The organism is Pseudomonas sp. AL03 (assembly GCF_029960815.1).
Taxonomy (GTDB): Bacteria; Pseudomonadota; Gammaproteobacteria; order Pseudomonadales; family Pseudomonadaceae; genus Aquipseudomonas.
Genome location: NZ_JASBRE010000004.1, coordinates 163766 through 182418, shown reverse-complemented (window position 1 = coordinate 182418; position 18653 = coordinate 163766). Strand labels below are relative to the sequence as shown.

Sequence of the window (18653 nt, the reverse complement as noted above, 5' to 3'; positions counted from 1 at the left end):
CTCAGGCGGCGGTGGGCCGTGCTGAGCTGGTCAAACTTAAAAGAGAACACAACTATGCTTTCCTCCCGTAAACCTTTTGCTTCGCTTTCCAAGCGTCACCTGCTGCTGATCGCCGTCGGCTTCAGCACCGTACTGACCGGTTGCGCCACGTCGCCGACCTCCAAGGTCGCCTCGAGCACCAAGGTCGAGTACTACCCCAACTGCTACGAGCCGGTGCAGCACCTGCGTGCCACCGATTCGAACATGACCAAGTCGGTCGTCACCGGCGCGGCCGTCGGCGCTGTCGGCGGTGCACTGCTGGGCGCCCTGACCGATTCCGAGAACCGTGGCCGCAACGCTGCCATCGGTGCAGCGGGCGGTGCCCTGGCGGGCGGCGCGGCCGGTTACTACACCGAGCGTCAGAAGCAGATTGCCGATGACAACCAGCGCATCGCGTCCTACGCCACCGACGTCAACAAAAGCGCCGCCGACATCGATCGCAGCACTGCGTACGCCAAGACTTCGCAGCAGTGCTACCAGACCGCGTTCACCAAACTGGTCGCCGACCGCAAGGCCAAGACCGTCAACGACACCGAGGGCCGCAAGCGCCTGGTAGAAATCGTCGCGGGCCTCAAAGAGTCCAACGACCTGATCGTCGCGGTTAACGGCAAAGCCAACGAAGACCTGAACAACTACACCCAGGCCTATGAAAAAGACCTGCAGCAAGTAGGCGTGCAGCGCACCGACGTGGTCACCGTGGCGACCGCCGAAACCACGCCGGTCGTGACCCCGACCCCGACCAAGAGCAAAAAAGCGGTGAAACCGGCGAAAAAACCAGTGCTGCCAGCCGTGCCGAAAGAAGCGGTCACCACCGAGAAAACCCTGCAGACCGCACAAGCCAAACAGGCTGAAAGCAAGCAGGTCGCCAGCGCCGGCACCACTCAGGTCAACAGCATGTGCAAAAACCCGGACCTGGGCGACTGGGCACCGGTGCCTTGCCCGAATGTTTGATTGAGTTTGTAGGTCTTTGATCGCTCCCACGCGTTGCGTGGGAGTGATTGGCGCTATGCGCCGCCATCGTATTTTCTCTCCTTGATTTGCGCCACCGTCAGATTCTGGAGTGAGTTAGCCCACTTGGCTTTCTTGCTTGGCGAAAATCGCCGCCATCTCCGGCTCATCCAGATGATCCAGCGCGCGCTCTACCAACAACTGCACCCCGTCGGCCATGCGGCTGAGTGCCAGGGCTACGGAGCGGCGTGAGCCGTCCACATCGTTGGCAAGGCCAGCGGCGATGGCGCTGATGGATAGCAAATCCGCCGAGGCATTAGCGAGCAGAGTTTCGGTGTTGATGTTTCGGCAAACGCTGAAGAGTTGGCCATTGGGTTTTGGTGGTTTTGATTCGGCCGGCGGGAAGTGATGGTCGAGGGCGCGTTCGGCGGCTTCGTTGAGTTTGTTTGAGTCGGGGCTTTCGTATGGGGAGATTGGGTCGGTGTCTGGCGGGTTTGGGGTGACTTTGAACATTGACTAACTCCAAATCTGGAGCCGATCACACGTCGCTGCTAAACGAAGGGTGGCGGCTGTGCGCGGGTTAGCAGACCGGGGAGTTAGCAAACCGGCGCGCCCGAGGGCGCCCCACGCACAGCCACCATCAAGTGCAGGGATTTGAATACCTGACTGAAGGAAACGCTATGCACCTCACTAACTACCACGGGCTGCTAAACCCGATCACTGATGGGCAGTGACAGAAACCAAGTTACCGACCGCCCCCAAGGCGCACAAGCCGGCGGATTCTGGCGTAGCCGTAGGCAACGACGCAAGGTGTTGTAGCTCTCAGGAAGTAACTTACAAGGCTTTTAAACAAGCTCCGTCAAGCGGTGTTTAAGTGGCAGCGACACTGCCACTTTTTTTGATTCGGGCGAGCGCTATACAATCGAATCAATATCCAAATGGAACGGTTTGCCCACCGCATGACCGCCCGTAATTGCCGCAATAGCTGCGTCATTGTCTTCGGGGGGGGACGGGATCATCGCCAGTGGATCGTGGGCAATATTTTTCGGGTGGGCTCTCCAACGTAACAGGCTTTCTTGCACCCACTCGGGCTGGTCGGCATGGCTACCATAAACATCGGCCACGGTGACTGTCTGCTTGTGCGGCGCTTCCAGGCGAGCCTGGGTCATCCGGAGATTTTCGACTTCTTTTTCAAGATCCCTGATGTCTTGGGCATCTCTCTGAGGATTGGCATAAGCGCGAGACTGCCTTTCGATTTTCGTGCTCAGTGCTTCTAATTGGCCTTTGACGTTTTTCAGGTTGGCGCTGACCCGGTCGAATTCCGTCAACGTCACCCGCGAACGTCTTTTCTCCTGCGCTTCCTGCCAGCGGCGCAGGCTGGCCCAGCAGCCGGGAATGTAACTGCCGACCATCGAGTGATGGCCGCTGTCTATTATCTGACGCAGGAACGAATCACGCTTGGGCAAGCCATTGATCTGTCGCAGCGCCTCGGCGCAGCCATGGTCGTTGATCGTGCTACAACCCGGTTCCCAGAGAATGGAGGATTTACGTCCATCGTCGAAGTCCACCGGCATGAAGTGTCGTAATTTGCCGTGATGCCTATAGGGGTCACCCGTGAAGTTGATGATCCCGTCGATGAAGAAAGCCAAACCACCGACCGGCTGGAGGGCAAGTACCGCTCCATGGGTGGCATATACCGGAACGCGGTTGGACGGCGTGTTCATCCAGGTGGAAGGAACGCTCGGTACGGGGTCGTTGTGGAAGACGATGCGGTGGTGGTGCAGCGGTTCTGCAGCTTCGATAAAGGTTGAGTCGGCGGCGCGGGGGGCGCCGTAGGTGTAAAGCACGATGTCTGGCGTAAATCGTTTGTCGCGTCGCAACATCTCAGACAAGATCAGCGCCACCGCTCCGCCCAGACTATGCCCGGTAACCACCACTTTTTGTCCGCTAAAGAACTTATCCAGGTATTTCACAACAAACGGGTAGGCTACTTTCGCGGCCCGATAAAAACCGTTGTGCACTTTGCCATCCCCTTCCTCGAAGGGTACTTGGTGGGCATCCGCATCAAGCCAGGCGTCGGGCAATTTTTCACTGGTTCCTCTGACACTGACCAATATCAACTCGTCGTGATGGCTGATGAAGGCCTGAGTGTCGGTCTCGTTTTCTTGGTTGCGATCATCAAGGAAGTGCAGCCTCGCCGGGTTTTCCTGCGCATCGCCTAGTTCAGGGTCGTTGACCTCTGGATACAACTGCGGATCGAACGGCACCACTTCCAGACGTTTGGAGTAAGGCACCTCTTCATACAGGGGGTAGAACTTCGCAGTCTGTGAGTCATCGACTTGCCACAGCTCTTCAAATTGCGGCAAGGCATGACCGAACCAGTTGCCGCTGCTCGGCCGTGATGGAAATGACACGCTGTCGGTGGTTACGGGTTGGGTGTTCGGCTCTTGACCAAAATCGGTGTAACTCAGCGTCGACATCAATGCCAGTTGATAGAGGTTGAGTGCGCAAAAGTCGTTGCTGGTCGACAACATCGGTCGTAGCGCCCTCATCGGGCGTACTTCCAGCACATGATGCTTGTTCGGCAATAAGGCAATGCCTTTTGATTTGGATGAAGGCGGTTCAAATCCCAACTCGCCCCTCGCCATGTCCAGCTGAGAGATGACCGCGTTCATGCCATCCTCTGGGGCACTGGCATTTTGTTTTGTGAGCGCTCTGGTTTTGCCAGGCTGACGGAACAGCGAGTGCACCGCCATATTGGGTGGGTTGCTACGCGAGGTCAGGGGCGGCAGATGCGCTATGTGCTTTACCAGTTCGCTCACTTCGACTTGGTAGTAGGCATTGGGATCAGCGAGACCTTTCGCAGGATTTGCCAGAGTGCGCATACCTGATTTGTCAGAAAAGCGGGTTTTTTCGGCGCGTACTTGTAGTTCGGTAATAGGGAGCGGGTAATGCTTCCTGCGAACTAATTCGCTGTAATCATCATTAACTCCTTGATACTTCTCGCTCAGTTTGAGTAACACCGGGCCGCAGAAGTGGTTTTCCACTTTGGCAGAGCCGGTGGAGTCCAGTTTTCCGGTGTAAACGGAGTCTTCGTAGTCCGTCACTTCGTACGTCAAACCGGCGAAAGGCTTGCCATCACCGAACTCGTCTACCAGCTGAAAACTTGTCGAATGCCCGCGCAACGGGCAAGCGTGGATATTGCCCTTCATAAATGGAATATCACTTGCAGCCAAAGCTACGACGTTCATGGGGTTTCCTCTTTGTTTTCCGTGCAGTTTGGGTAAATGGTGCAAGTACGCTCATCCAACATTCTGAAGGTGCTGAAATCCTTGTGATTGCCGTAGCAAAACGCATGCTGGTCATCGAAACCCTTCCCCATGCAGCGCTTCCAGCCGTCAGGCACCTTCACCCATGTGTCACCCATATAAGGCTCCTCCTCTTGGGCCAAGGTGATCTTTAGCTTCACGGTTTTTCCCGGTAGCTGATCCAGCGTGTAAGCCGTAAAAGGACGACCCCTTACGACATTGCCTTGTGCATCGGTTTTTCTGCAGTCGAGGATTTTTGTGATGTAGCGATTGGGGCCAACTGTTCGGAACAACCATTGGCACTGTCCGGAAAAACTGCCTTCGCCTTCAGAGTTGAAGTCGCCTTTGTATTTCTCAAGCAACTCATGGCGCACTGCGATTGAGATAAATTCGTAGGTGGTGTAACTGCGCTTGCTATCTCTGCCGATGACTCCAATGATTTTGACTTCTAAAAGGTTCAACGCAACCGGGCAGTTTTCAACTGTCCTGTACAGCTCGATCTCAGAAGTCGTTTCGTATTTCATGTCGAGTTTGTTGAAGCCGAGCTGAGCATTTCTCCCTCCCGCGAGGGTGCATGTTTGCCCTTTGGCGGGAAGGTAAACGGCCTTAAGTTCATACGTGAAATCAGGCGGGAAGTCTGGAATGAAGGTGAAGCTCTCAGACTTGCCGAGCGCGGAACAACCCACGGTCAGGGAAAGGCAAATGCCGAAAGTCAGGCTTTGAATGACTCGTTTCAAAGGCGGGACAGCTCCTCGCCAATACCAAGCTTTCTGATGCATCATGGGGTTTCGTCCTTGCTTTCCGTGCAGCCCGGGTAAATGGTGCAAGTACGCTCATCCAACATCTTGAAGGTGCTGAAATCCTCGTGATTGCCGTAGCAAAACGCGTACTGGTCTTCGACGCTGTCGCCCCTGCAGCGTTTCCATCCGCCGGGTACTTTGCTCCAGGTATCACCAATGGCTGGTTTTTCCTCTTTGGCCAACTTGATTTTCAGCCTTACAGTTTTCCCCGGTAGCTGAGTCAGTGTGTAGGCCGTGAAAGGACGACCTCGGGCGACATTTCCCTGTTCATCCGTTTTTTTGCAAGTAAGCAGTTTTATCAGGTAGCGCTTGGGGCCGACTGTGCGAAATGCCCACTGGCATTCACCAAAGAACTCACCTACGCCGTCAGTGTTGAAAGTGCCCATTTGTCGCTCTAACAACTCTGGACGCACGGCAATTACGGCATAGTCAGTGCTTCTATCACTTCGTTCCGGGCCAAAGATGCCCGTCACCTCGACCTCCACACGGTTCAACGCCAGCGGACAGCCGCTCACGGTTCTGTAAAGCGGGATCTCGGAAGTCGCTTCGTATTCCATGTAGACCTTGTTGAATCCAAGCTGAGTACCTTTCCCGCCCGGCACGGTGCACGTTTGCCCTTTGGCGGGCACGTAGTCGGCCGTCAGTTCGTACTTGAAGTCAGGTGGAAAATCGGGAACAAAGGTGAAGCTCTCCGACTTCACCAGCGCGGAACAACCCAAGGTCAAGGAAAGGCAACTGCCGAGGATCAAACGTTGAAAGATCCTTTTCATACAGGCGCATCCCGCTGCCAATACAGCACCTGCTCATACACCCGCTCAAAATGCGCCGCTGGGTCCTCTTCCGGCTTCGGTTGCCATGTCTTAAGCGGCAGGTAACCCGGCGCCTTCAAGCATTGAGTCAGCAAAAAATGCACCTGCTCAGGTTGCTGCCAGCCCCACAAACGTACCCATTGAATCAAGCGCCACAACCAGTCATCGACATCGCGCTCTGCGGCGAGGGCGGCCAGGGCTTCGGTGTGCTCACGGATGAGGTAGCGCCGGGTGTTATCGAACAGCACGTTCGCGTAGACAATCTCCGGCGTCGGGGTTTTCAACCAGGCAGGATCGAGCGGCAGCGAATGTTTGCCGGGGTCAGGGTTGTCCGTGACCGTCCATTGCTCGGCGTGCCAGTAACAAACGCTGGCGGTCGGCCCCAGATAATCGGCGTGCTGCTCAGGTTGCAGATGGCTCAGGGCGCGCCCCAGTACGCGATTATCGTGGAAGCGATACAGCGCCAGATTCGGGCGCTCGCCGACTACCAACCGGTCGCGCCAATGTGTGACCAAGGTATCAAGGTCCGTGAGGGCGGCGCTGGCCAGCCAGCCCCAATGACGCTCGGGCGTGGCGAGCAGCGACTGGATGACCGGATGGTTGACGGTTCCGAGTTGAAAAAGAACAGGGCCTGCTTGCGCCATTGAATTAGCTGCCGTGCCCACATACAAATTACGGTACTGATCGGCGCCCAGCTCCTTGGTTAACGCATTGCGCTCGTCGAGCTGACCGTCCGAGTCGAGCACCAGATAGAGCTCCCGTCCGGACCGGGATTGATCGAACAGCCATTGTTCAAGCGTACTCATGCGACGTCTCCAATGTTGCATTGGCCAGCAAGACAGGCCTCACAAAGCGGGCAGTAGTCCGCCGCCTGCTGTCGGGCGCCGGCGACGATGGACATTGGGTTGGCGATGACGGCATTGGCTGTGCGGGCCGGAGCTTGTAGCGCCTGTAGCGGCTGAATACCCGCCAATGGCGCGCCACCCTCGACGATGGGCACGCTGCTGAAGATCCCGCCGGCATTGATGACGATGTGATAACCACCCGCCTGGAGCGTCAGGCTCATACCCGCATCGATCACCACGTTGGTGGCGGTGAAATGCGCCTGTTGACCGGCCTGAATCACCAGCGAGCCAGCGGACGTCGTGCTGCTGTTGCCACTGATAGTGATCAACTCATCACCGCCGATCACCGTGCTTCGCATGCCTTGGGTGGTGTGCAACTCCTTGCCCTTGATCAGGCTGGTGCTGTGGTTGTCCACCTGCTCGAAGCGGTCGTTGTTGATCAGACTGTGGCTGTCGTTGAGGATCAGTTGCTCGATGTCGCGTTGGGCCCGCAGGTAGATCAGTTCCTGCCCTGCGCGATCTTCAATCGACAGTTCGTTGTAACCGCCCGTGCTGGGGGAGCTATGGCTGCGCAGTACGGTTTTGGTTTTGTTTTCGGGCAAGGCATAGGGTACGGACGTGACCTTGTTCGGCACGCAACCGGTTATCAACGGATCATCGGGATTGCCTTCCAGGTAGGTGACAACGACTTCCATACCGATACGCGGAATGGTCACCGCGCCGAAATGATCCCCCGCCCAGCCGGAGGACACCCTCAGCCAGCAACTGCTTTGTTCGCTATTGCGCTCAGCCCGGTCCCAGTGGAACTCGACTTTGACGCGACCATATTCATCGCAGTAGATCTCTTCGCCGACGGGGCCGGTGACACGGGCGGTCTGGCAGACCAGGGCCGGTCTTAGGGTGGGCATCGGTGGCCGGTAAAACACGTCCCATGGAATCGCGCTGAAGCGGTTGCGGTAGCCCTGGGTAAAACCATTCTCAGGTTCAGCAGCGCTAGTGACTGTCTCTTCCAGCACCTGGGGTTGTTTTCCAGCGTGGGTGACACTGAGCAACAGCCATAGCTCGTTGTACGTTTCGCGTGGGTGTTCCGTCAGGCTGAAAAAGTGGCCGCTGCGCAGGGTCGGCTGGTCACTGTCGCCCTCCGCCAACTGGTAATCGGTACGGTGCCGTTCCAGCGCCTGTCGGGCGAGCTGTTTACCGCGTTTTTCGCTCTTGAAAAACAGCGGGTAGCGATAGTCTTCTAGCTCAGGGCTGAACTCGGCGGCGAAATGGCTTTCCAGCAACAGACTCGGGCGTTCCAGGTCATAGTGCCGGCGGATGACCTTGCTGGGGCGGGTGCTGAAACCCAGGGAAAACTGGCTGACGACCGAATACTCCGCCACCCTGCCGGAGTTTTGCTGATAAGGGGTTTCGCCCAGCGTGGGGAAGAAGGTTTGGTCGTCGGTGAACACCAGCACATGGCCTTTCCGGGAGTGCTGGTGATGCCAGGCGATGCCGTCCTCGGCGCACAACCGCTGGACGAACTCGAAATCGTTTTCCCGATATTGGGTGCAGTATTCGCGCTCGGGATTTGTTCTGACGTTGAAGCTGAAAGCATCGGCCTGGATGCCATGCCCCTTGAGTACCTGAGCGATGATTTGCGGCACCGTCTGGCGCTGGAAAATCCGCTGATCGTGGCTGAACTGCAAGAAGTGCAGCGCCGGTACCAGGGTCAGGCGATAACGGGTCAGGCGCTTACCGATATCACCCGCGGACACCCCTGCGATAAAGCCATGAATCCCTTCGCCGTAAAGGCCGAATTGGAGAAAAGCCGGTTGGTTGAGCAGACTTTCCAGATTGAAATCGGGGTACTCGCTGACCAGTTCTACCTGGATCGAATACAAAGTGCTGATGACTTCAGTGCCTTCAAAGGCCAGCACCTTAAAATCATTGCGAACCGTTGGGATCAAAAGCGTGAACTGGGCAACATTGGCCGGTGCGAACATACGCTTATCCTTTTGCTATTAGCAGCTTGTCCTTAAGCTGAAAGAAGTAACAAATTGCAACGCTCAAACCATACTTGGCCTGGGCAAATGTAAGTTGCAGAGCACGCTAACAAGGCAATTTAGAGAAAAATGTAGGAAGGGTCCGGAAGCCAGGTCTGAAATTTCCCCATTCAGAGTGTTCGATACATTTTTTTACTTGGCCGTTTGCGCTCAACGATTTATTTATCGATGCCGGTAATGTTTCGGAATGTTCCTACATTAATCACTTTTTATTTTTGGCATGCTTGGCGCCAGCGTCAGGGTATGAATTCTCAGTGATGATTCGCGGCTTTACGAACCGCGAGCTCTTTATAGAGAACGAACTCAATTAAATGAGTCTCATCGCAGCATCTTTGATGCTGTTGAAATCCCAATGACTGTATGAAAGTAAACCTAATTAAAGAACACGGATGTCCTACTCAAACAAACTTTCCGCCCATTACCTTGAACTCGCAAAAGCCTCTGTTTCCAAAGAGAATTTCGCGGGCGAGGATGTTCGCTTTTCGAGCGAATATGAAGCACTGGAAAGCGAGTTGGGCAAAGCCCAGTCCATGCACGAAAGCGGTCAGACCGACTGGCTGAAAATCCGCGAAAACAGCGAAAACCTGCTCCGCACTCAATCCAAGGATTTGCGTGTTGGCGCGTGGTTGACCTGGGCGCTGTACCAGCGCGAATCCTTCCAGGGGCTGCTGGCCGGCCTCGGACTTCTGCACCACCTGTGCGAGAACCACTGGGCCGAGGTTCATCCCAACAAGTCCCGCACCCGCTCGGCGGCCATCAGTTGGTTGGTGCCGCGTCTTGAGCAGGTGCTGAACGAAAACATTGCGATCAAAGAGCAGCTGCCGCTGTTCCGCCGTCTGATGGAACATCTGGAGGGCCTCGATGGCGCCTGCACCGAACACCTGGGCGACGATGCGCCGTTACTGCTGCCGATCTCCCGTCGCCTGAAAAACATGCTCCAGCGCGCCGCTGACAACCAGCCGGAGCCCGGTGTGGTAGGGGCCGCCGTGGCCCAGGTCAAGCAGGCCGCCACGCAGCTGTTCACGCCCGGCGCGCCGATCGACAACGAGAAAGAAGCCCAAAAGGCCCTGCGCGCCCAGCAAGAAAACGCCCGTCCGCTGTGTGCCTGGTGGCTCAAGCAGAAAGCCACCGACCTGCGCGCCTTGCGCCTTAATCGCACACTGTTGTGGTTGCCCATCGACGCGGTGCCCGAGCGCAATGCCGAGCAAATCACTGCTCTGCGCGGCTTGCCAGCCGACAAGCTAAAGGCCTGCCAGGACCGTTACGACCAGGCCAAATACGCTGACCTGCTGGTGGAGCTGGAGGCGAGCCTGGCGAAGGCGCCGTTCTGGTTCGATGGCCAGCGAATGGTCTGGGAATGCCTTCAGGGGCTCAACGCCGAGATGGCTATGCGCGAAGTGGAAATCCACTTCGCGCTTTTGATTCAGCGCCTGCCCGGCATCATCGAATTGCGTTTCCACGACGGTGCGCCGTTTGCTGATCCCGCCACCCGCGCCTGGGTCAGCGCCCACGTCATGCCGCACCTGCAAAGCGCCAGTGCGCCGCGCAAGGTCGAAGTCGCTGACAGCCAGCCGGCCTGGGAAGTGGCTCTGGAAGAAGTCCTGCCGACCCTGCGCAAGGACGGCCTCAAGGCCGCCGTGCAGATCCTCAAGCAAGGCCTGCAAAGCGCCCACGGCGGACGCGTCCGATTCTTCTGGCAGTTCGCCCTCGCGCGGCTGTGCTTCATGGCCAAGAAATACGAACTGGCCAAGACCCAGCTCGAAACCCTGGACCAAACATTACAGGACTCAGACCTGCACGCCTGGGAGCCCGATCTTGCGCTGGAAGTGCTGCATTTACTGCATAGCTGTTGCGAGTTGTTACCGCAGAACCATGCCGTACGTGAACGCAAGGAAGAGATTTATCGCAGGCTGTGCCACCTCGATCTCGAAGTGGTACTCGAATAGGCCCCAGGGCCACAACCGCAAGGAGAAAAGCCATGGCCAAAGAAGGCTCGGTAGCCCCCAAGGAACGCATCAACGTCACTTTCAAACCTGCCACTGGTGGTGCACAGGAAGAGATTGAACTGCCGTTGAAGCTACTGGCAATCGGTGACTACACCCACCGCAAGGACGAACGCAAAGTCGAAGATCGCAAGCCGATCAGCATCGACAAAATGACGTTCGACGAAGTGCTGGCCAAGCAAGAGCTGAGCCTGACGTTGAACGTGCCGAACCGTCTTCAGGAAGAAGGCAGCACTGAAGAGCTGGGCGTGCAACTGCGCGTCAACTCGATGAAGGACTTCAACCCGGCCAGCCTGGTCGAGCAAGTGCCTGAGTTGAAAAAACTGATGGAACTGCGCGACGCGCTGGTGGCCCTCAAAGGCCCGCTGGGTAACGCGCCTGCGTTCCGCAAAGCCATCGAAGGCGTTCTCGCCGACGACGAATCCCGCGGTCGCGTACTGGGTGAGCTGGGCCTGAACGCCGCAGCCCAGGACGCCTGAGTCTCCATCAGCCAAGGAAGCCAACACAATGAGCATTAGCGCAGCACTGCAAAAGAGCAAAGAGAACGGCGAATACAGCATTCTCGACAGCATCATCGCCGAGACCCGCCTGACGCCGGACGACGAAGCCTATGACATCGCCAAACGCGGAGTGTCGGCGTTCATCGAAGAGCTGCTCAAGCCGCAGAACAACGGTGAGCCGGTCAAAAAAGCCATGGTTGACCGCATGATCGCCGAGATCGATGCCAAGCTCAGCCGCCAGATGGACGAAATCCTGCACCACCCGACTTTCCAGTCCCTGGAGTCGTCGTGGCGTGGTCTGCAGTTGCTGGTTGATCGCACCAACTTCCGTGAAAACATCAAGATCGAAATCCTCAACGTCTCCAAAGAAGACCTGCTGGACGATTTCGACGATTCACCGGAAGTGATGCAGTCTGGCCTGTACAAGCACATCTACACCGCTGAATACGGCCAGTTCGGTGGTCAGCCGGTTGGCGCAATTATCGCCAACTACTTCATGTCCCCAAGCTCGCCGGACGTGAAACTGATGCAGTACGTCTCCAGCGTTGCCTGCATGTCTCACGCGCCGTTCATCGCAGCGGCCGGCCCGAAATTCTTCGGCCTGGAAAGCTTCACCGGTCTGCCGGACCTGAAGGATCTGAAAGATCACTTCGAAGGCCCGCAATTCGCCAAATGGCAGAGCTTCCGCCAGTCGGAAGACTCTCGTTACGTTGGTCTGACCGTGCCGCGTTTCCTGCTGCGTAACCCGTACGACCCGGAAGAAAACCCGGTCAAATCGTTCGTGTACAAAGAAACCGTCGCCAACAGCCACGAGCATTACCTGTGGGGCAACACCGCCTACGCGTTCGGCACCAAGCTGACCGACAGTTTCGCCAAATTCCGCTGGTGCCCGAACATCATCGGCCCGCAGAGCGGTGGCGCGGTTGAAGACCTGCCGTTGCACCACTTCGAAAGCATGGGCGAAATCGAAACCAAGATTCCGACCGAAGTACTGGTTAGCGACCGTCGTGAATACGAACTGGCCGAGGAAGGCTTCATCTCCCTGACCATGCGCAAAGGCAGCGACAACGCGGCGTTCTTCTCCGCCAGCTCGGTGCAGAAGGCGAAATTCTTCGGCATCAGCGCTGAAGGTAAAGCGGCAGAGCTGAACTACAAGCTCGGCACCCAACTGCCGTACATGATGATCGTCAACCGCCTGGCTCACTACTTGAAAGTGCTGCAGCGCGAGCAGCTCGGTTCGTGGAAAGAACGTACCGACCTCGAGCTGGAACTCAACAAGTGGATCCGCCAGTACGTGGCCGACCAGGAAAACCCGAGTGCCGAAGTGCGTGGCCGTCGTCCACTGCGCGCTGCCCAGATCATCGTCAGCGATGTTGAAGGCGAGCCTGGCTGGTACCGCGTCAGCCTGAACGTGCGCCCGCACTTCAAGTACATGGGTGCCGATTTCACCCTGTCGCTGGTTGGCAAGCTGGACAAAGAGTAAGCGGAGCGACTCATGACTGGATACGGCAGCCTTTTCGAACGTCTGGGTGGCGACGCGGACAAACGCGTCGGCTGGAGCCGCGAGGTTTGCGCCATGGCGTCCGTGGCTGCCCATCTGGCCAAGATGCTCAGCACCCGTGCGGGCAGCGTGCAAACGCTGTCCGACTACGGGCTACCCGATCTCAATGACATGCGTCTGAGCCTGCACGACTCCCTGAGTCAGGCCCGCTTGGCCATCGAAAATTTCATCGAAGCCTACGAGCCACGCCTGAGCAATGTGCGTGTCATTTCCCTGCCGCGTGACCACGATCAGCTTCGCCTGTCCTTCAGCATCGAAGGCTTGCTGGAAGTTGATGGTTTCAAACGCCAGGTCAGTTTCGCCGCACGCCTGGATGGTAGCGGTCAGGTCAGCGTCAGCTAACGACTTACAGGTAACCCCCGTGTCCTTTAACCACTACTACCAAAGCGAACTCACCGCACTTCGCCAGTTGGGTCGTCGATTCGCCGAGCGTAGCCCGGCGTTGGCGCCTTTTCTGGGTCAGGCCGGGCGGGATCCGGATGTGGAGCGGTTGCTGGAAGGTTTTGCCTTCCTGACCGGGCGCCTGCGCCAGAAGCTCGACGATGAACTGCCGGAGCTCAGCCACTCGCTGATGCACCTGCTGTGGCCCAACTACATGCGGCCGCTGCCGGCATTCAGCATTCTGCAGTTCGACCCGTTGAAGCGATCGGGTCCTGCGCTGATGGTGGCGCGCGATACGCCGGTGGAGAGTGTGCCGATCGATGACGTACGTTGCCGGTTCCGCACCTGCTACCCGACCGAAGTCTTGCCGCTGGATCTGGCTGCGCTGAATTACTCGGTGAAGGGCGACGGGTCGCTGTTGAGCCTGCGCCTGGAGATGAGCGCTGACGGTCACCTTGGGGAGCTGGCGCTGAGCCGTCTGCGCCTGCACTTTGCCGGTGAGCGTTACATCAGCCAGATGCTTTACCTGAGCCTGCTGCGTAACCTGGAAGGCATCGAACTGGTCCCGCTGGACGGTGCCGGCAAACCGATCAACGGTGTAAACGACACGCCAATGGCGTTCAAGATGCCTGGCGACCGCGTGCAGCCGGTGGGTTTTGCCGAAGAAGAAGCGTTGATCCCGTATCCGCTGAACACCTTCCGCGGCTATCGCTACCTGCAGGAATATTTCGCTTTCCAGGACAAATTCCTGTTCGTCGATATCAACGGTCTGGACCTGCTCAAGGCGCTGCCGGAAGACACCCTCAAACAGGTGCGCGGCCTGGAATTGCGCTTCGACATTCGCAAGAGCGGCATCCAGCGTCTGCGTCCGACCCTGGACAACGTGAAGCTCTACTGCACGCCGATCGTCAATCTGTTCAAACACGATGCGTTGCCGATCCGCCTCGACGGCAAACAAGACGAATACTTGCTGCTGCCGGCCGAATACGGCCTGGAAAACTGCGGCGTGTTTTCCGTGGAAACCGTCACCGGATGGAAGCCCGGAGGCCTTGGTTATCAAGAGTACGTGCCGTTCGAATCGTTTGAGCACGACCCGAGTTTCGACGTGCCCAACAGCCGGCCGCACTACAGCATCCGCCAGCGTTCGTCCCCGTTGCACGACGGCCTCGACACTTACTTGAGCTTCGGCATTCGCCACACCGAAGCCTATGAAACCCTGTCGATCGAGCTGATGTGCACCAACCAGAACCTGCCGCGCAAGCTCAAGCTCGGCGACATCAGCCAGGCGTGCGAAGAGACGCCGGAGTTTCTCAGTTTTCGCAACATCACCCCGGCCACTCCCAGTTATGCGCCGCCGCTGAACCGTGACTTCCTCTGGAAGCTGATCAGCAACATGTCGCTCAACTATCTGTCGCTGGCCGACGTCAATGCGTTGAAGGTGATTCTCGAAACCTACGACCTGCCGCGCTACTACGACCAACACGCGGAAAAAGTCAGCAAGCGTCTGCTGGGCGGGCTCAAGTCGATCAAGCACCAACACGTCGACCGCTTGCACCGAGGGTTGCCGGTACGCGGGTTGCGCACTGAGCTGACCATCGACCCGCAAGGGTATATCGGAGAGGGCGACCTGTTCGTGTTCGCTTCGGTTCTTAACGAGTTTTTCGCGCTTTACGCCAGTCTCAATTCGTACCACGAGCTGCGGGTAAAAAGCACACAGGGAGAGGTGTACCAATGGACACCACGTATGGGTCTGCAACCCCTGCTTTAAGCGGGCTGACCCGGGTAATACGCGAGTACTCGCTGTTTCAGGCCGTGCTGCTGGTGGTTGACCGGCTGCGCGAGGCGCACCCGTACCTGAGCGAAGACGATCTGTACGACCAGCTGGAATTCCAGGCCAATCCGAGCCTGGGTTTCCCCAGCAGTGATGTCGATCGCGTGGAGTTTTTCGAAGAGCACGGGCAGATGCGTGCACGTTTGCGTTTCAACCTGATCGGCCTGGTCGGTTCCGGTTCGCCGTTGCCGGCGTTCTACGGCGAACAGGCCTTGGGCGATAGCGAAGACGGCAACCCGACCCGCAACTTTCTCGACCTGTTCCACCATCGCCTGCAACGGCTGATGCTGCCGATCTGGCGCAAGTACCGCTACCGCGCGAGCTTCCAAAGCGGCGCCCTTGACCCGTTTTCTTCGCAGCTGTTTGCGTTGATCGGCCTCGGTGGCGAAGAGATCCGCAAGGCCCAGGAGCTGAACTGGAAACGCCTGCTGCCGTACCTCGGTTTGCTCAGCTTGCGGGCGCACTCGGCGGCGCTGATCGAAGCGGTGCTGCGTTACTACTTCAAACACGCCGAACTGACCATCGAGCAGTGCATCGAGCGTCGCGTCGAAATTCTCGATGAGCAGCGCAATCGTTTGGGCCGCGCCAACAGCCTGCTTGGCGAAGACCTGGTGCTGGGCGAACACGTGCGCGACCGCAGCGGCAAATTCCGCATTCACATCCGTGAGCTCGACTGGCAACGCTTTCACGAATTCCTGCCGATCGGTTTCGGCTACCAGCCGCTCTGCGCGCTGGTGCGGTTCACCCTGCGTGACCCGCTCGATTACGACATTCGCCTGGTCCTGCGCCAGGAAGAAATCCGCGAACTGCGCATCGGTGAGCAGAACGCTTGTCGCCTGGGATGGACCAGTTGGCTCGGCCGCGAAAAAGCGGACGGCGTGGTGACTCTGGGCAGCAAAATTCATTAAGGACGTGAGACCTATGATCAACGTAGACCTGCAACAACTTATCCAGGCGCTGGACGCCGAAACCCGTCGTGATCTGGAAAGTTCGGCCGAACGCTGCGTCGCCCGTGGCGGCAGCAAGATCCTCGTCGAAGACTTGTTGCTGGGCTTGCTGGAGCGCCCGCAAGGCCTGCTCGCACGCGCGCTGCAAGACGCCGACGTCGATGCCGGTGAACTGAGCGCCGCGCTGCAATCGCGGGTCGAGCACAGCGCCTCGCGTAACCCGGTGTTCGCCCCGGAACTGGTGCAGTGGCTGCAAGACGCGTTGCTGGTGGCCAACCTTGAACTGGGCCAAAGCCAAGTCGAGCAAGCCGCGTTGATCCTCGCGTTGCTGCGCAATCCGATGCGCTACGCCGGCAGCCGCTACCAGCCGTTGCTGGCCAAACTAAATATCGAGCGCCTGAAAGAATTCACCCTGTCGCAAAAAGAGCAACCGGCCACGGGTAAAACGGCCGTGCCCGGCGAATCGCTGCTGGAGCGCTTCACCCACAACCTGACCCAACAGGCCCGCGACGGCAAACTTGACCCGGTGTTGTGCCGCGATGGCGCGATCCGTCAGATGGTCGACATCCTTGCCCGTCGCCGCAAAAACAACCCGATCGTGGTCGGTGAAGCCGGCGTCGGTAAAACCGCCATCGTCGAAGGCCTGGCTTCGCGCATTGCGGCCGGTGAAGTGCCGCAAGTCTTGAAAGGCGTCGAGCTGCTGTCGCTGGACATGGGCCTGTTGCAGGCGGGCGCCAGCGTCAAAGGTGAGTTCGAACGTCGCCTCAAAGGCGTGATCGACGAAGTCAAAGCCTCGCCGAAACCGATCATCCTGTTCATCGACGAAGCCCACACGCTGATCGGTGCGGGCGGTAATGCCGGCGGTTCCGACGCGGCTAACCTGCTCAAGCCAGCCCTGGCCCGTGGGGAATTGCGCACCATCGCCGCCACCACCTGGGCGGAGTACAAGAAGTACTTCGAGAAAGACCCGGCCCTGGCCCGTCGTTTCCAGCCGGTGCAACTGCACGAACCGACCGTCAGCGAAGCGGTGACCATCCTCCGTGGCCTGGCTCAGGTTTACGAGCAGAGCCATGGCATCTACCTGCGCGATGACGCGGTGGTTGCGGCGGCCGAGTTGTCCGCTCGCTACCTCGCGGGCCGTCAGCTGCCGGACAAAGCCGTCGATGTGCTCGACACTGCCTGCGCCCGCGTACGCATCAGCCTTGCCGCCGCACCGGAAAGCCTGGAGCGTCTGCGTGGCGAACTGGCTGAAGGTGGCCGTCAGCGTCAGGCCCTGCGTCGCGATGCCGAGGCCGGTCTGTTGATCGATAACGAAGCACTGGACGCTTTGGAAGATCGTCTGGCCGAAGCCGAAGATGAGAGGGTCGCGCTGGAAACCCTCTGGAGCGAACAGAAAGAACTGGCCGAGCGCCTGCTGGACCTGCGTCAGCAACTGGCCAAGGCCCGTGAAGTCGCCTCCGTCGAGCCAACCGTCACGGTTGAAGAAGACGCCGAAGGCACCGTGATCGAAACCCTCGAAGTGTCAGGGGACGAAGCGCAAAGCGTCGCGTCCCTGGAGGCTGCGTTGAACGAAACCCACCACGCCCTGACCGAGGCTCAGGTCAAAGAGCGTCTGGTGAGCTTCGAAGTCTGCCCGCGTCTGGTGGCTGAAGTGATCAGCGCCTGGACCGGCGTGCCGCTGGCGCAACTGGCCCGCGAGCACAATGCCAAGGTCGCGAGCTTCGCGACTGATTTGCGCACGCGCATCCGTGGTCAGGAACAAGCGGTTCACGCACTGGATCGCTCGATGCGCGCCACCGCTGCCGGTCTGAACAAACCTGATGCACCGGTCGGCGTGTTCCTGCTGGTCGGCCCGAGCGGCGTCGGCAAGACCGAAACCGCATTGGCCCTGGCGGATTTGCTGTACGGCGGTGATCGCTTCATCACCACCATCAACATGTCCGAGTTCCAGGAAAAACACACCGTCTCGCGCCTGATCGGTGCACCGCCGGGTTACGTTGGTTACGGCGAAGGCGGCATGCTCACCGAAGCCGTGCGCCAGAAGCCTTACTCCGTCATCCTGCTCGATGAAGTCGAGAAAGCCGACCCGGACGTGCTCAACCTGTTCTACCAAATCTTCGACAAAGGCGTGGCCAACGACGGGGAAGGGCGCGAGATCGACTTCCGCAACACGCTGATCCTGATGACCTCGAACCTGGGCAGCGACCGCATCAGCGAACTCTGCGAAAACGGCGCACGCCCATCGGCCGAAGTCCTCGAAGAAACCATTCGTCCGGTCCTCAGCAAGCACTTCAAACCGGCGCTGCTGGCGCGTATGCGCGTGGTGCCTTACTACCCGGTGGGCGGCCCGGTGCTGCGCGAGCTGATCGAAATCAAACTCGATCGTTTGGGCGAGCGCCTGAACCGCCGTCAGCTGGATTTCACCTACTCGCAGGACCTCGTCGATCACTTGGCCGAACGCTGCACCCAGAGCGACAGCGGCGCGCGCCTGATCGACCATTTACTCGACCTGCACGTGCTGCCGCTGGTGGCCGACCGCTTGCTCGATGCGATGGCCACAGGCGAAAGCCTCAAGCGTGTCCACGCGACGCTCGACGGCAACGCCAGCGTGACCTGCGAGTTCGCCTGAGGTGGGT

14 protein-coding genes are annotated in these 18653 nt (G+C 58.4%); 8 read left to right on the top strand and 6 right to left on the bottom strand.

Annotated features, from left to right (window positions below; translation table 11 throughout):
* Positions 1–54: 54 nt before the first annotated feature.
* A complete protein-coding gene (gene tagQ, locus QK293_RS06355) occupies positions 55–990 on the top strand; it encodes a type VI secretion system-associated lipoprotein TagQ (protein WP_282376263.1) in 936 nt (311 codons plus the stop codon).
* 114 nt (positions 991–1104) lie between these two features.
* On the opposite strand, the gene QK293_RS06350 is transcribed toward tagQ, so the two are convergent.
* The 6 genes from QK293_RS06350 to QK293_RS06325 all read right to left on the bottom strand — a co-directional run bounded on the left by QK293_RS06350 (position 1105) and on the right by QK293_RS06325 (position 8734).
* A complete protein-coding gene (locus QK293_RS06350; RefSeq protein WP_282376262.1) occupies positions 1105–1500 on the bottom strand; it encodes a DUF6124 family protein in 396 nt (131 codons plus the stop codon).
* A gap of 401 nt (positions 1501–1901) precedes the next feature.
* Positions 1902–4238, bottom strand: coding sequence for a lipase family protein (locus tag QK293_RS06345; RefSeq protein WP_282376260.1), 2337 nt, complete (start codon positions 4236–4238; stop codon positions 1902–1904).
* The gene (locus tag QK293_RS06340) at positions 4235–5032 is read right to left on the bottom strand and encodes a hypothetical protein (protein WP_282376371.1); all 798 of its coding nucleotides are present in this window, start codon (positions 5030–5032) and stop codon (positions 4235–4237) included. Before QK293_RS06340 ends, QK293_RS06345 begins: the two co-directional genes overlap by 4 nt.
* Positions 5033–5073: 41 nt before the next feature.
* Complete coding sequence (locus tag QK293_RS06335; protein ID WP_282376259.1) at positions 5074–5865, bottom strand: hypothetical protein; 792 nt, start codon at positions 5863–5865, stop codon at positions 5074–5076.
* The gene (locus QK293_RS06330; protein WP_282376258.1) at positions 5862–6710 is read right to left on the bottom strand and encodes a DUF4123 domain-containing protein; all 849 of its coding nucleotides are present in this window, start codon (positions 6708–6710) and stop codon (positions 5862–5864) included. The genes QK293_RS06335 and QK293_RS06330 overlap by 4 nt, the downstream gene beginning before the upstream one ends.
* Entirely contained in the window at positions 6707–8734 is a 2028-nt protein-coding gene (locus QK293_RS06325; protein ID WP_282376256.1) for a type VI secretion system tip protein VgrG, read from the bottom strand. Before QK293_RS06325 ends, QK293_RS06330 begins: the two co-directional genes overlap by 4 nt.
* 449 nt (positions 8735–9183) lie before the next feature.
* Between QK293_RS06325 and tssA the strand changes: the two genes are divergently transcribed.
* Genes tssA through tssH form a run of 7 tightly spaced genes read left to right on the top strand, consistent with a single transcriptional unit; the run spans position 9184 to position 18646 of the window.
* A complete protein-coding gene (gene tssA, locus QK293_RS06320; RefSeq protein ID WP_282376255.1) occupies positions 9184–10740 on the top strand; it encodes a type VI secretion system protein TssA in 1557 nt (518 codons plus the stop codon).
* 32 nt (positions 10741–10772) lie between these two features.
* Positions 10773–11276, top strand: coding sequence for a type VI secretion system contractile sheath small subunit (gene tssB, locus QK293_RS06315; protein ID WP_282376254.1), 504 nt, complete (start codon positions 10773–10775; stop codon positions 11274–11276).
* Between the two features lie 28 nt (positions 11277–11304).
* Positions 11305–12780: a type VI secretion system contractile sheath large subunit gene (tssC, locus tag QK293_RS06310; protein WP_282376253.1), complete on the top strand. Its 1476-nt coding sequence runs from the start codon at positions 11305–11307 to the stop codon at positions 12778–12780.
* A gap of 12 nt (positions 12781–12792) precedes the next feature.
* A complete protein-coding gene (tssE, locus tag QK293_RS06305; protein ID WP_282376252.1) occupies positions 12793–13200 on the top strand; it encodes a type VI secretion system baseplate subunit TssE in 408 nt (135 codons plus the stop codon).
* 19 nt (positions 13201–13219) lie between these two features.
* A complete protein-coding gene (gene tssF, locus QK293_RS06300; protein WP_282376251.1) occupies positions 13220–15007 on the top strand; it encodes a type VI secretion system baseplate subunit TssF in 1788 nt (595 codons plus the stop codon).
* Positions 14971–15978 carry a type VI secretion system baseplate subunit TssG gene (gene tssG / locus QK293_RS06295; protein ID WP_282376250.1) on the top strand — a complete coding sequence of 336 codons (1008 nt, stop codon included), beginning with the start codon at positions 14971–14973 and terminating at the stop codon, positions 15976–15978. Before tssF ends, tssG begins: the two co-directional genes overlap by 37 nt.
* Positions 15979–15991: 13 nt before the next feature.
* Entirely contained in the window at positions 15992–18646 is a 2655-nt protein-coding gene (tssH, locus tag QK293_RS06290; RefSeq protein ID WP_282376249.1) for a type VI secretion system ATPase TssH, read from the top strand.
* The last annotated feature ends 7 nt before the right edge of the window (positions 18647–18653 follow it).

Coding starts and splice junctions, on each gene's coding strand:
- tagQ (WP_282376263.1), top strand. CDS start 55: ATGCTTTCCTCCCGTAAACCTTTTGCTTCGCTTTCCAAGCGTCACCTG.
- QK293_RS06350 (WP_282376262.1), bottom strand. CDS start 1,500: ATGTTCAAAGTCACCCCAAACCCGCCAGACACCGACCCAATCTCCCCA.
- QK293_RS06345 (WP_282376260.1), bottom strand. CDS start 4,238: ATGAACGTCGTAGCTTTGGCTGCAAGTGATATTCCATTTATGAAGGGC.
- QK293_RS06335 (WP_282376259.1), bottom strand. CDS start 5,865: ATGAAAAGGATCTTTCAACGTTTGATCCTCGGCAGTTGCCTTTCCTTG.
- QK293_RS06330 (WP_282376258.1), bottom strand. CDS start 6,710: ATGAGTACGCTTGAACAATGGCTGTTCGATCAATCCCGGTCCGGACGG.
- QK293_RS06325 (WP_282376256.1), bottom strand. CDS start 8,734: ATGTTCGCACCGGCCAATGTTGCCCAGTTCACGCTTTTGATCCCAACG.
- tssA (WP_282376255.1), top strand. CDS start 9,184: ATGTCCTACTCAAACAAACTTTCCGCCCATTACCTTGAACTCGCAAAA.
- tssB (WP_282376254.1), top strand. CDS start 10,773: ATGGCCAAAGAAGGCTCGGTAGCCCCCAAGGAACGCATCAACGTCACT.
- tssC (WP_282376253.1), top strand. CDS start 11,305: ATGAGCATTAGCGCAGCACTGCAAAAGAGCAAAGAGAACGGCGAATAC.
- tssE (WP_282376252.1), top strand. CDS start 12,793: ATGACTGGATACGGCAGCCTTTTCGAACGTCTGGGTGGCGACGCGGAC.
- tssG (WP_282376250.1), top strand. CDS start 14,971: ATGGACACCACGTATGGGTCTGCAACCCCTGCTTTAAGCGGGCTGACC.
- tssH (WP_282376249.1), top strand. CDS start 15,992: ATGATCAACGTAGACCTGCAACAACTTATCCAGGCGCTGGACGCCGAA.